Raw genomic sequence first — 13,281 nt, forward strand, 5'->3', positions numbered from 1 at the left:
ACTGCCCGGCATCTTCGCCTCTGTCACCAATTTTGTGAAGATAAAATGACATGGGTTCAAACAGCCAAACCACCAACCGCATGGGACTTACCGCGCTCACCATCATGACAGCCTCTAATATGATGGGGAGCGGCGTCTTTATGCTGCCAAGCTCCTTGGCGCAAATAGGCTCGATTTCCATCTGGGGATGGGCATTAACTTTCTGCGGTGTGCTGGTGCTTGCACTGACATTCGCCAAAACCAATCAGATCTCGCCATGCCAAGGCGGAGTTATCGCACATATCGGCCTGACCTTCGGCCCCTATATCGGCCTGCAAACGACGCTGTATTACTGGCTTGCCACCTGGATAGGCAACTGCGCCTTATTGATCTCCGGCGTCGGCTATCTCGCTTTTTTCTTCCCCATTTTACACCACCCCCTCTACGCTGCCGGCACCTGTATCGCGATCCTCTGGCTCTTTGTCGCCTTAGGCCTGCAAGGTGCCAGAGTCGTCGGTTACGCACAGATTTTCACCGGCAGCTGCATGCTGGCAGTGGTACTCGGCATTGGCGTTCTCGGCTGGTTTCATTTCGATGCCCACCTCTATATGCGCAGCTATAACGTAACACAGCAAAATTCTCACCATGCAATTCTGTCTGCCGCCGCCATTTCACTGTGGGGTTTTTTGGGTATTGAATCCGCTTCCGTCTCATCAGCACAGGCGATAAACCCCAAAAGAAATATTCCGCTGGCGACAATCCTCGGTCTCACGCTGGCCGCCCTGAGCTACGTCAGCTCCAGCAACGTCATCATGGGTATTTTGCCTCATTCTCAGCTCATCGACTCCACCTCGCCCTTTGCCGATACCGCGCGCACATTATGGGGAACGACTGCGGGTGAGTGCGTTTCGGCACTGGCGATCATTGCCTGCCTGGGCGCCATGCCGGGCTGGCAGATTTTACAAACAGAAGTGCCGCGCGCCGCAGCCGAAGCCGGTTTATTCCCCCGACTGTTTGCCGCCACCAACCGGCACGGAGTCGCCTACAAGGGCCTGGTTTGCACCGCTTGTCTGATGACCGGCGTCATTCTGCTCACCATTTCTCCCAATCTGGAACAACAGTTCCGCACGATTATCGTACTGGCGATTTCCGCCAGCCTGATCCCTTATGCCTTCGCCGCCTTATCGTTGCCCGTGACGATGGTGGCAAAAAAACTTAATCGCGGCCGTCAGTTTACCCTGTACAGCTGCCTGAGCCTGCTCGGCCTGGCTTTTGTCACCACGGCGCTGCTCGGCGCGGGTACACAACCGCTTTTCTGGGGAATTATTTTGCAGATGGTAACGATACCCTTGTATTTGCTGTACGTGATGCGCCAGCAAACGCCGCCGCAAAGTGTAACCCCCCCCTGCTTAATGTCAGATCGATGCGCTGGGCACCGATCCTTTATAGCGGTGTCTGTCGATCCAGATGCCGTATCCAAGGAATAATCATGATGAAAATTCAGTCAATCAGAGGAATGAGAGATATCCTGCCGGAAGAAACGCCATTATGGCAGTGGCTGGAAAGCAAAGTGCGGGACATTACCTATCGCTATGGGTATCAGGAAGTACGTCTGCCGATTCTGGAGCCTGTCGCGCTGTTTGAACGCGCCGTCGGAGAATCCACTGACATCGTCTCCAAAGAGATGTACAACTTTTATGACAAGAACGGCGAACATATTACGCTGCGCCCGGAAGGCACCAGCGGCTGCGTCCGCGCCGTAATCGAAAACAACATGTGTTATAACATGACACAGCGTTTGTGGTACCAAGGTCCGATGTTCCGTTATGAACGGCCGCAAAAGGGACGGCTGCGTCAGTTCACCCAGTTTGGTGTAGAAACCTTCGGTATGCCCGGGGCAGATATTGATGCAGAACTGATCTATATGGTGAAAGACCTCTTTAAGGCACTAGGCGTGGATCGCTATGTTCGTCTGGAAATTAACTCGCTGGGCACGCTCGCAGAACGTAAAGAGCACCGCCGCGAGCTGGTTGCATACCTGCATCAGCACCAGTCATTACTGGACGAAGACAGTCAGCGCCGTTTACACAGCAACCCACTGCGCATTTTGGATAGTAAAAATCCGGCTATGCAGGAAATGCTAGCCGGCGCGCCGCGCCTGCTGGATTTTCTTGCGGAACAATCCCGTCAGCATTTCGACGAACTCTGTCAGCTGTTGGATCAAGCAGGCATTGAGTACGTGATCAACCCGCGTCTGGTAAGAGGGTTAGATTACTATACGCGTACCGTCTTTGAATGGATTACTGATGAATTAGGCTCTCAGGGTACCATTTGCGGCGGCGGTCGTTACGACGGACTGGTCGAACTGTTTAGCAGTAAAGGACTGCCCGCCTCCGGCTTCGCCATCGGCATTGAACGCCTGCTCTTGCTGATCCAGTCAGTGGATAAAAACAAAAATATCACCAATGCGCCCGACATCGTCGTCACTTATGAAGACAGCACGTCAAATATCGCCGCATTGATACTGGCGAATCATATCCGCCGGCATCTGCCACAGTACAAAGTACTGAGCGATTTCAGCGCCGCGAAACTGAAACGCCAACACGCTAATGCCTTGAAAAGCGGCTGTCGCTATATCATTACTCTCAATGCCGACGGCAGAGTCGGCCTGTGGGATCTGCTCAAAGACCATAGTGAAACCGTGTCAGAAAATGAAATCTGGGCGATAATAAAAGCGAATTCAAAATAGCAGCAGAACGGCTTCACCCGCTACGTGTTGGCCCCTCCAGCATCGCAACAAGGGTGAAGCCATACAGGAAGGTGCGTATGAAATACCGGCCCATTATTATCTCCTTGCTGTTGTTGCCCTGGTGGGCGGCGGCGGAAAACGGCGTCACGACGCTGAGCGGGCAGCAGCAGTTTCTCAATCAGCGCACGCAGCAACAGCAGCAGCAACGTATGCTGAACAATCAGCAGCGGGATCAGCGTCGCCTGCAGCAGCAGCGGCAATTTGACAACAATCAGCAGCGCTTGCGGCAAATGACGCCGAACGGCAGCCAAACGCTGCCCAACGGCAATCAGCCCCGCAACCCGTTCGATCGCACCACGCCGGCGGTGCCCGTCGCGCCGCGGCCGGCCGGCGCGCGTTAAGTTAAAAATCTGCGCCGATCAGATCGATGCGATCGGTGCAGATGCAATCCACACCCCAATCCAACAGCTGTCGCGCCCGCTCTGGGCGGTTGACGGTATACGCCAGAATCCGCAGGCCGGCCTGCTTCAGCGCCTGCACCCGCTCGGCGGTCAATGCCTGATGCGCAATATGCAGCGACACGCAGCCCAGTTGCTCGGTCAGCGCACGCCAGTCATCCCGCCAGCGTTCCAGCAGCAGGCCGCGCGGCAGCTCCGGCACCGCCGCCTGCGCCGCCGCCAACGCTCCCACGGAGAAAGAAGAGAGCAGCGGATCGGTCTGCCCCTGCCACAGCAGGCGCGCCGCCTGCGCCACCGCCCGGCCGGTTTCCTCGTCCGCGCCGCGGGTGGGTTTAATTTCAATGTTGGCCATCATGCCGTGCTGCCGGCAACGCTGCGCCACCTCGGCCAGCAGCGGCAATCGCTCCCCCTTAAACGCCGCGCTGTACCAATTGCCGGCATCCAGCTGCGCGAGCTTGTCCCACGACAGCTCGCCGGCCACGCCCCAGCCGTTGCTGGTTCTGTCCAGCGTGTCGTCGTGCAGCAGGAAGATCTGTCCGTCCTGCGCCAGCTTGGCGTCGAACTCAATCATTGTATGACCGTGGCGTGCGCCGACGTCGATCGCCGCCAGAGTATTTTCCGGCGCCAAAGAGCCGCCGCCGCGATGGGCGACGATATGAGGATAAGGCCAGGCTTGGGTCATCATTCCATCCGTAATCCGCTTTGAGTATCAAAAAAGTGCAGCGCCTGCGCTGGCAGCTGTAAATATAACGTGCTGCCCGGCGTCGGCAAGTGCTGATGCGCCAGACGCACGATTATCCCCGCGCCGCCCCACTGCCCGTGAGCCAGATTATCGGCCCCCAGCAGCTCCAGCGTCTGCAGGGTCAGCGGAATCGCGCCGCGTGCATCCTGCGCCAGCACGATATGTTCCGGCCGAATCCCCAGCGTCAACCGGCGGCCGCTCCACGCGGGGCGCGCCTGCGGCAATGGCAGGCTGAAGCCGTCCTCCAGCTGCAGGCTGCCGCCGTCAACGCTGATAACGCCGGGCAACAGATTCATCGCCGGCGAACCGATAAAGCTGGCGACAAACAGCGACGCCGGACGCTGATACACCTGCGTCGGCGTGCCGATCTGCTCCGCCACGCCTTTATTCATCACGATCACCCGCTGCGCCAGCGTCATCGCCTCCACCTGATCGTGGGTTACATACAAACTGGTGGTTTTTAGCCTCCGGTGCAGCTGCTGCAGCTCCAGACGCATCTGAACCCGCAGTTTGGCGTCCAGATTGGACAGCGGCTCATCAAACAGAAACACCGCCGGCTCGCGTACGATGGCGCGCCCCATCGCCACCCGCTGGCGCTGCCCGCCGGACAGCTCACGCGGTTTGCGCTGCAGCAACGGCCCCAGCTCCAGAATACGCGCCGCATCGTTCACCCGCTGCTGAATATGCTGTTTACCGAAGCCGCGGATTTTCAGCCCGTAGGCCATATTGTCGTACACGCTCATGTGCGGATACAGCGCATAGTTCTGGAACACCATGGCGATGCCGCGATCTTTCGGCTCCAGCTCGCTGACCCGCTGATGGTCAATGTAAATATCGCCGCTGGAGATACGCTCCAGCCCGGCCACCATGCGCAGCAGCGTCGATTTGCCGCAGCCCGACGGCCCCACCAGCACAATGAACTCGCCGTCGGCGACGTCCAGATCGAACGGCTGGATGACGGTATTTTTGCCGTCATAAGACTTGGTGACTGCCTGTAGTTTTAAACCTGCCATTTATTTCTCACTATCTACCAGACCGCGCACAAACCAGCGCTGCATCAGAAGAACCACCGCCACCGGTGGAATTAAGGTCAGAATCATCGCCGCCATCACCTGATTCCACTGCGTCGGCGCGCCGGAGGTGGAGATCATGCTTTTGATCCCCGCCACCGCGGTACCCATATCGGCATCGCTGACGATCAGCAACGGCCACAGATACTGATTCCAGCCGTAGATAAAGGTGATCACGAACAGCGCTGCCAGGTTGGTTTTCGACAGCGGCAGCACGATATCCCAGAAAAAGCGCAGCGGCCCGGCGCCGTCGATGCGCGCCGCCTCCAGCAGTTCATCCGGCAGCGTCATAAAGAACTGGCGGAACAGGAAGGTGGCGGTGGCCGACGCCATCAGCGGCAGCGTCAGGCCGGTATAGCTGTCCAGCAGGTTAAGATCGGCGATCACCTGCACCGTGGGAAAAATACGCACCTCCACCGGCAGCATCAGCGTCAGAAAGATCAGCCAGAAAAACAGGCTGCGCAGCGGGAAGCGGAAATAGACGATCGCATAGGCCGACAGCATCGAGACCGAGATTTTGCCAATGGTGATCGCCAGCGCCATCACCAGGCTATTGAGCAGCAGCAGCCCGAACGGCGCTTTAACATTACCGATCCCGTCCCGCCAGATGCGGCTGACGTTCTCCCACAAATGATCGCCGGGGATCAGACTCATCGGCACCTGGAACACCTGCCGGTCGTCCAGCGTGGCGGCGACAAACGCCACATACAGCGGAAACAGGATCAGCAGCACGCCGATAATCAGCATCACATGGCAGAAAATATCCAGCCCGCGTCGGTTCTCAATCATTGGTAACGCACCTTACGCTCAACAAAGCGGAACTGGATCACCGTCAGGCCGATCACCAGCAGCATCAGCACCACCGACTGGGCGGCGGAGCTGGACAGATCCAGACCGGCGAAGCCTTCGCGGTAGATTTTGTAGATCAGCGTGGTGGTCGACTGCACCGGCCCGCCGCTGGTGGCGGCGTCAATCACCGGGAAGGTGTCGAAAAAGGCATAAACCAGATTCACCACCAGCAGGAAGAAGCTGACCGGCGAGATCAGCGGCAGCACCAGATGGAAAAAGCGCCGCACCGGGCCGGCGCCGTCGATCGCCGCCGCTTCCACCAGCGAACGGGGAATCGACTGCAGCGCCGCCAGGAAGAACAGGAAGTTATAGCTGATCTGCTTCCACACCGACGCCAGCACCACCAGGAACATCGCCTGGCCGCTGTTCTGCGCGTGGTTCCAGTCGTAGCCCAGCGCGCTGAGCAGATGGGTGATCAGCCCCAGGCCGGGGTTGAACAGAAAAATCCACAGCACCGCCGCTACCGCCGGCGCCACCGCATAGGGCAGGATGATCAGCGTCTGGTAGAGACGGCTGCCGCGCACCACGTGATCGACCAGCGCGGCGAAAAACAGCGACAGCGCCAGACCGATGCCGGCCACCAGTCCGCTGAAAATCAGCGTGGTATAGAACGAGTCCAGGTAATACGGGTCCTGGAACAGCTGGCTAAAGTTCTCCAGCCCGACGAACCGGCTGGAGAGGCCGAACGGATCGAGGCTCTGCACCGAGTACCACAGCGCCTCACCGGCGGGCCACAGGAAAAATATCGCGGTAATCAGCAACTGCGGCAACACCAACGCATAGGGCAGCCAGCTGCAGCCGAAACCGGTACGGGAAGAAGACATAGGATTAACCCATTTATCAGCAGCAGGAACGGGCCCGGCGTGCGTCAGCGCACACGCCGGACGCGGGCGCAGCGGCGGCGCCCGTCATTTGCGTATTAGCGGGTAGACGCCTCAAACCGGCGCAGCTGCGCATCGCCGCGCTGCACCGCGGCGTCTAACGCCTGCTGCGGCGTTTTCTTACCGGTCCACACGCTTTCCAGCTCCTCATCCACCACGCTGCGGATCTGCAGCATATTGCCCAGACGCAGGCCTTTGGTGAACGGCAACGGCGGCTTGTTCAGCATCTGACGCGTCGCCACATCGGCGCCCGGGTTTTTGTCATAAAACCCTTGCTGCCTGGTCAGTTCGTAGGCTGCGGTGGTGATCGGCAGATAGCCGGTTTTCTGGTGCCATTCGGCGGCGATCGCCGGCTGTGCCAGATACTGCAGGAATTCGGCCACGCCTTTATAGGTGGCGGCGTCTTTGCCGTTCATCACCCACAGACTGGCGCCGCCGATAATGGCGTTTTGCGGCGCATTTTTGCTGTCGGCGTCATACGGCATCATGCCGACGCCATAATTAAATTTGGCGTAGTGCTTGATATCCGCCAACGAACCGGAGGAAGCGGTGGTAATGGCGCAGTCGCCGCCGTAGAACTTCTCGGTGGATTCATCTTTACGGCCGAAGTAGGTGAAATCCCCCTTCTTGTTCATCGCTTCCAGCAGCTGGATATGTTTGACCTGCAGCGGCTGGTTGAACAGCAGTTTGGCGCTGACGCCGCCAAAACCGTTGTTCTCACTGGCGAACGGCACGCCGTGCCAGGCGCTGAAGTTTTCCAGCTGGATCCAGCCCTGCCAGCCGCTGGCGTAGCCGCACTTCATGCCGGCCGCGCGCAGCTTGCTGCTGTATTCCGCCAGCTGCTGCCAGGTTTTCGGCGGCTGCTGCGGATCCAGTCCCGCCTGTTTAAACGCATCCTTGTTGTAGTACAGCACCGGGGTGGAGCTGTTGAACGGCTGCGACAGCAGATGACCGCTCTGGCTGTCGGTGTAGTAACCGGCTACCGTCGGCACGAACGCCGACTCATCAACGCTGATATCCGCCTCTTTAAATACCTGATACACCGGCTTAATCGCCTTGCTCGCCATCATGGTGGCGGTGCCCACCTCATACACCTGCAGGATCGCCGGCGCCTTGCCGGAACGGTAGGCGGCAATGCCCGCCGCCAGGCTCTGTTCGTAGTTACCTTTGTAAACCGGCACGATCTTGACGTCGCTGTGCGTCTGGTTAAAACGCTCGGCCAACGAATCCACTTCTTTACCAAGCTGCCCTTCCATCGAGTGCCAGAACGGAATTTCGGTCGCCGCCCGCGCCTGCGCGCCGGCCGCCAGCGTCAGCGCCACGCACAGCGCCGCTTTTTTCATGGTGATCATGCCTTGCTCCTGAAAACTGGTGTAAAAGCGCCTGAGCGCAAAGGGAATTGATTATTGTTCGGCAGCAAACATGTCATGCGCAGATGACAAAATAATAATGATTGGGTGACGGCGGGATGACAGCAGGGTTAAGTGCAGATGGCGTTTTAATGTCATGTCGGCGGCGCGCATTATGCGCACCGCCAGGCAGGGTTACAGCGAACGGCGCAGACGCGCCACCGCTTCCTGCATCTCCTGTTCGCTGGCGGTGGCGAACGACAGACGGAACGTAGAACGATCCGGACGGTTGGCGAAGAAATATTCCCCCGGCACAAACACCACACCGTTGGCCAGCGTCGCGTTCAGCCATTCGGTGGCGTTGAACGGCTGACGGAAACGCGCCCACAGGAACATGCCGCCTTTCGGCATATCGAAGTCGATAACCTCGCCCAGTTCACTGCGCACCAGTTCGGCCAGGAGCTCGCCTTTTTGCTGGTAAGCACGACGGATGGTGTCGATCTGTGCCGGCAGGCGGCCGAGGCCCAGATAACATTCGACGATGCTCTGCGACAGCGCACTGGCGTGCAGATCCGCTGCCTGCTTGATAATCGCCACCTTCTGCAGCAGCAGCGGCGGCAGGATCGCCCAGCCCAGACGCAGGCCCGGCGCCAGGATTTTCGAGAAGGTTGAGGTGTAAATCACGTTATCGGTATGCCCCAGCAGCCGTTGCGCCACCTGATACAGCGTGGCGTTGCGCTCTTCGGTAAAGCGCAGTTCGCCGTAGGGGTCATCTTCAATAATCAGGAAGTTATGCTCCGCCGCCAGCCGGACCAGCTGTTCACGGCGCGCGGCGCTCAGCGTCAGGCCGCTCGGGTTGCCGAAAGTCGGCACCACGTATACCCCTTTGATGCGCTGCGTTTTCAGCAGCTCGGCCAGTTCGTCCACCACCATGCCGTCGCTGTCGGAGGAGACCGACATCACCGTGGCTTCCGCCAGCTCCAGCGTCTGCAGCGCCGCCAGATAGGTCGGGCTTTCCACCACGAACACGTCACCCGGGTTCACCACGGTGCGCATCACCAGATCCAGCGCCTGCTGCGAGCCGGCGGTGACCATCACATCTTCCGGCCGCGCCTGCACCCCACGTTCGGCACACAGCGTGCAGATTCGTTCGCGCAGCAGCGGGCTGCCCTCCGTCAGGCCATACTGGAACGCGCTTTTCGGCTGTTCATCGATCGCCTGCCGGGTGGCGATGCTCAACCCCTCGAAGTCGAACAGCGCATCGGAAGGAATGCCGCCCGCCAGTGAGATGACGCCCGGCATTTTGCTTTGTTTGAGTAATTCACGAATGGCAGAGCTTTTAACATTGATAATACGTTGGGCGAGAAGTCCTTCAGCGTTCATGATTTATCTTTTTATCTCGTAATCGGTAAGAAAAGGGGCGCGCGACAGGCGCCCCGACGCCCCGGGCAATCACCGGGGTCAGCCCCCCAGATAGGCGGAGCGAACTGCTTCGTTTGCTAACAATGCAGCTCCCGTATCTTCCAACACCACGCGGCCGTTTTCCAGTACATAACCGCGATCCGCCAGCTTTAGCGCCTGATTGGCGTTCTGCTCCACCAGGAAGATGGTCATCCCCTCCGCGCGCAGCTGTTCAATGGTGTCGAAAATCTGCTGGATAACGATCGGCGCCAGACCGAGCGACGGTTCATCCAACAGCAGCAGTTTCGGCTGACTCATCAGCGCCCGGCCGATAGCCAGCATCTGTTGCTCGCCGCCGGACATGGTGCCGGCGCGCTGCCCGCGGCGCTCCCGCAGCCGCGGGAACAGCTGGAACACCCGCTCCAGCCGCTGCTGATACTGCGGACGTGCGGCGAAGAAGCCGCCCATTGCCAGATTCTCTTCCACCGTCATGCGTGCAAACACCCGCCGTCCTTCCGGCACGATCGCCACCGCTTCGCGCATAATCCGCGAGGTCGGCCAGCGGGTGATGTCCTGATCCAGCAGCGTGACCGTTCCCTCGCTGGCGCGCGGTTCGCCGCACAGCGTGCCCAGTAAGGTGGTTTTGCCGGCGCCGTTGGCGCCGATCAGCGTGACAATCTCCCCCTGGCGGATGGTCAGGCTGACCTGATGCAGCGCCTGAATTTTTCCGTAATGGGCGGAAACCTGATTAAACGACAGCATCATGATTACGCTTCCCCCAGATATGCCCGGATCACATCCGGGTTATGGCGAATTTGCTCCGGTGTCCCCTGCGCCAACGGCGCGCCCTGATTCACCACATAGATCCGGTCGGAAATCCCCATCACCAACTTCATATCATGCTCAATCAGCAGCACCGAGACCTGATGCTGACTGCGCAGTTCGACAATCAGCCGATCCAGCTCGGCGGTCTCCTTCGGGTTCAGCCCCGCCGCCGGTTCATCCAGCATCAGCAGTTCAGGGCGCGTCACCATGCAGCGGGCGATCTCCAGCCGCCGCTGCTGGCCGTAGGCCAGATTGCCCGCCGAGCGGTTGGCCATCTCCAGCAGGCCGACGCGCTCCAGCCACACCGCCGCCCGCTCGCGCGCGTCGGCTTCGGCGCGGCGAAAGGCCGGCGTTTTCAGCAGTCCGGCGAACACCCCGCTGCGTAAATGCTGGTGCTGCGCCACCAGCAGGTTTTCCACCACCGTCATTTCGCGGAACAGGCGCACGTGCTGAAAGGTGCGCACCACGCCCAGCCGGGCGATCGCCTGGCCGGACAGCCCCGCCAGCTGGCGCTCACGCAGACGAACCGTGCCGCTGGTCGGGCGGTAAAAGCCGGTCAGGCAGTTAAAGATGGTGGTTTTGCCCGCGCCGTTCGGGCCAATCAGCGAGACAATCTCTCCCTGATTGAGCGTCAGGCCGACGTTATTCACCGCCAGCAGTCCGCCAAAACGCATCGACAGTCCTTCGACCGTCAGCAAAGGTTGCGCGCTCATGGCTGCTCCTCCTTCGCCGCCTGAATATCCGCCGCTTTCAGCTTCATCTGCGGACGCTTCATCGGCAGCAGCCCCTGCGGCCGCCAGATCATCATCAGCACCATCAGCGCCCCCAGCAGCAGCATGCTGTACTCATTTAAATCACGCATCATCTCCCGTGACACCACCAGCAGAACCGCCGCCAGGATCACCGCAAACTGCGAACCCATACCACCCAGCACCACGATCGCCAGCACAAACGCCGATTCGACGAAGGTAAAAGACTCCGGGCTGACAAAACCCTGACGCGCGGCGAACAACGTGCCGGCAAAACCGGCGAAGGCGGCGCTGATGGTAAATGCCGTCAGCTTGATTTTGGTCGGGCTTAACCCCAGTGAGCGGCAGGCGATCTCATCCTCGCGCAGCGCCTCCCAGGCGCGCCCCAGCGGCATGCGCAGCAGACGGTTAATCACAAACAGCGTCAGAACCACCAGCAGCAGCGCCACCAGATAGAGGAAAATAATGCGGTCGCTGGGGTCATATTTCAGATCAAAGAAGTTATGGAAGGTATCCCAGCCGCCGTCGCGCGCGCTGCGGCTGAACTCCAGCCCGAACAGGGTCGGCTTCGGGATCTGGCTGATGCCGTTCGGCCCGCCGGTGATCTCGGTATTGTTCAGCAGCAGAATGCGCACGATCTCCCCGAAGCCGAGCGTGACGATCGCCAGATAGTCGCCGCGCAGCCGCAGAACCGGGAACCCCAGCAGAAAGCCGAACGCCGCGGTCACCATCCCCGCCAGCGGCAGGCTCTCCCAGAAACCAAAGCCGTAATAGTGGTTGAGCAGCGCATAGGTGTAGGCGCCGATGGCATAAAAGCCGCCGTAGCCCAGTACCAGCAGGCCGGACAGCCCCACCACCACGTTCAGCCCCAGCCCCAGCATGACGTAGATCAGCGTCAGGGTGGCGATATCCACCGTCCCGCGCGACACCAGAAACGGCCAGGCGACGGCAGCGACGATCAGCAGCGCGGCCAGCAGCTTTTGTCGCGCCGTGCTGCCGTCAAAGCTCGGCAATACCCAGGCAGGGCCGTTCACTTTACTCAGCCCCTGCTGCAACAGCGGGCGCAGCAGTTGAAAAACAAACACCACCGCGCAGCCGATGCCAATCCACATCCAGCGCACTTCTGCCGCGCCGCGCACCACCAGTTTGGTGCCGTCCAGGCCCAGCTGCATGCCCATCAGAAAGGCCGCCATCACAAACAGCACCGCCGCGGCGAGCAGGGCATTAAGCAGATTGAGTTTCATACCTTCTCAACCTCCGGACGGCCCAGAATCCCGGTCGGCATCACCAACAGCACCACGATCAGCAGGGCGAATGACACCACGTCTTTATATTCGGCGCTCAGGTAGGCCGAGGTCAGCGCTTCAGCCACCCCCAGCACCAGACCGCCGATCATCGCCCCCGGAATGCTGCCGATGCCGCCCAACACGGCGGCGGTAAAGGCCTTCATCCCGGCCATAAAGCCGATATACGGGTTAATCACGCCATAGAACTGCCCCAGCAACACGCCGGCCACCGCCGCCATCACCGCGCCGATCACAAAGGTCAGCGAGATCACCCGATCGGTGTTGATGCCCAGCAGGCTGGCCATTTTTAAATCTTCCGCACAGGCACGACAGGCACGCCCCATGCGTGAATAGCGGATAAACAGCGTCAGCGCCAGCATCGCCAGGAAGGTGACCACCCAGATGGTGAGCTGCATGGTGCTGACGGTGGCGGCGAAGCCGTTACTTTCCCCCAGCACCCAGCGGCCGGTCACCAGGCTCGGCAACGCCAGATCGCGCGAGCCCTGCGTCAGGCTGACGTAGTTTTGCAGGAAGATCGACATGCCGATAGCGGAGATCAGCGCGATCAGCCGTTTGGAGTAACGCACCGGCTTATAGGCCACCCGTTCAATGCTCCAGCCGTACGCGCTGGCGATCACGATCGACACCAAAAACGCCGCGCCGATCAGCAGCCAACCGGCGTCGATGCCGAACATCATCAACGCGGCGATGACGATAAACGAGACATAGCTGCCGATCATATACACTTCGCCGTGGGCGAAGTTAATCATGCCGATAATGCCGTACACCATGGTGTAACCGATGGCGATCAGGGCATAGGTGCTGCCCAGCGTCACCCCGTTGAACATTTGCTGCAGAAAGTAGAGAAACTGCTCAGACATACGCGGACCCTCGGCTGCGCGTTGAGTGCAGGGCGCGGCATGCCGCGCCCACGCCCGCCGGG

The 13,281-nt window shown here is 59.8% G+C and carries 13 protein-coding genes; 3 read left to right on the top strand and 10 right to left on the bottom strand.

Annotation, left to right across the window (positions count from 1 at the left end; genetic code table 11):
* Window positions 1–50: 50 nt before the first annotated feature.
* The 3 genes from FO014_RS08820 (at window position 51) to FO014_RS08830 (ending at window position 3,129) form a co-directional block, all read left to right on the top strand.
* Window positions 51–1,466 carry an amino acid permease gene (locus FO014_RS08820; RefSeq protein WP_201282924.1) on the top strand — a complete coding sequence of 472 codons (1,416 nt, stop codon included), beginning with the start codon at window positions 51–53 and terminating at the stop codon, window positions 1,464–1,466.
* A 2-nt stretch (window positions 1,467–1,468) separates the two neighbouring features.
* Window positions 1,469–2,728, top strand: a complete 1,260-nt coding sequence (hisS, locus tag FO014_RS08825) for a histidine--tRNA ligase (protein WP_160029065.1) — start codon at window positions 1,469–1,471, stop codon at window positions 2,726–2,728.
* A gap of 77 nt (window positions 2,729–2,805) precedes the next feature.
* Entirely contained in the window at window positions 2,806–3,129 is a 324-nt protein-coding gene (locus FO014_RS08830) for a hypothetical protein (RefSeq protein WP_160029067.1), read from the top strand.
* Between the two features lies 1 nt (window position 3,130).
* Here FO014_RS08830 and ugpQ read toward each other — a convergent pair whose 3' ends face one another.
* From ugpQ to livH, 10 genes are all read right to left on the bottom strand, one after another.
* Window positions 3,131–3,868 carry a glycerophosphodiester phosphodiesterase gene (ugpQ, locus tag FO014_RS08835; protein ID WP_160031383.1) on the bottom strand — a complete coding sequence of 246 codons (738 nt, stop codon included), beginning with the start codon at window positions 3,866–3,868 and terminating at the stop codon, window positions 3,131–3,133.
* Window positions 3,868–4,941 carry a sn-glycerol-3-phosphate import ATP-binding protein UgpC gene (locus tag FO014_RS08840; RefSeq protein ID WP_105229388.1) on the bottom strand — a complete coding sequence of 358 codons (1,074 nt, stop codon included), beginning with the start codon at window positions 4,939–4,941 and terminating at the stop codon, window positions 3,868–3,870. The genes ugpQ and FO014_RS08840 overlap by 1 nt, the downstream gene beginning before the upstream one ends.
* A complete protein-coding gene (ugpE, locus tag FO014_RS08845) occupies window positions 4,942–5,787 on the bottom strand; it encodes a sn-glycerol-3-phosphate ABC transporter permease UgpE (protein ID WP_160029069.1) in 846 nt (281 codons plus the stop codon).
* Window positions 5,784–6,671 carry a sn-glycerol-3-phosphate ABC transporter permease UgpA gene (ugpA, locus tag FO014_RS08850; protein WP_160029071.1) on the bottom strand — a complete coding sequence of 296 codons (888 nt, stop codon included), beginning with the start codon at window positions 6,669–6,671 and terminating at the stop codon, window positions 5,784–5,786. The genes ugpE and ugpA overlap by 4 nt, the downstream gene beginning before the upstream one ends.
* Before the next feature lie 95 nt (window positions 6,672–6,766).
* Entirely contained in the window at window positions 6,767–8,080 is a 1,314-nt protein-coding gene (gene ugpB, locus FO014_RS08855; protein ID WP_160029073.1) for a sn-glycerol-3-phosphate ABC transporter substrate-binding protein UgpB, read from the bottom strand.
* Between the two features lie 192 nt (window positions 8,081–8,272).
* Window positions 8,273–9,460: an aminotransferase-like domain-containing protein gene (locus FO014_RS08860; protein ID WP_105229384.1), complete on the bottom strand. Its 1,188-nt coding sequence runs from the start codon at window positions 9,458–9,460 to the stop codon at window positions 8,273–8,275.
* A 78-nt stretch (window positions 9,461–9,538) separates the two neighbouring features.
* Window positions 9,539–10,240 carry a high-affinity branched-chain amino acid ABC transporter ATP-binding protein LivF gene (gene livF / locus FO014_RS08865; protein ID WP_105233184.1) on the bottom strand — a complete coding sequence of 234 codons (702 nt, stop codon included), beginning with the start codon at window positions 10,238–10,240 and terminating at the stop codon, window positions 9,539–9,541.
* Window positions 10,241–10,245: 5 nt separating this feature from the next.
* Window positions 10,246–11,016, bottom strand: a complete 771-nt coding sequence (gene livG, locus FO014_RS08870; RefSeq protein WP_160029075.1) for a high-affinity branched-chain amino acid ABC transporter ATP-binding protein LivG — start codon at window positions 11,014–11,016, stop codon at window positions 10,246–10,248.
* Entirely contained in the window at window positions 11,013–12,296 is a 1,284-nt protein-coding gene (locus FO014_RS08875) for a high-affinity branched-chain amino acid ABC transporter permease LivM (protein ID WP_160029077.1), read from the bottom strand. Before FO014_RS08875 ends, livG begins: the two co-directional genes overlap by 4 nt.
* Window positions 12,293–13,219, bottom strand: coding sequence for a high-affinity branched-chain amino acid ABC transporter permease LivH (livH, locus tag FO014_RS08880; protein WP_105229381.1), 927 nt, complete (start codon window positions 13,217–13,219; stop codon window positions 12,293–12,295). Before livH ends, FO014_RS08875 begins: the two co-directional genes overlap by 4 nt.
* Window positions 13,220–13,281: the final 62 nt, after the last annotated feature.

The sequence above is a fragment of the Serratia rhizosphaerae genome (genome assembly GCF_009817885.1).
GTDB lineage: Bacteria > Pseudomonadota > Gammaproteobacteria > Enterobacterales > Enterobacteriaceae > Serratia_B > Serratia_B rhizosphaerae.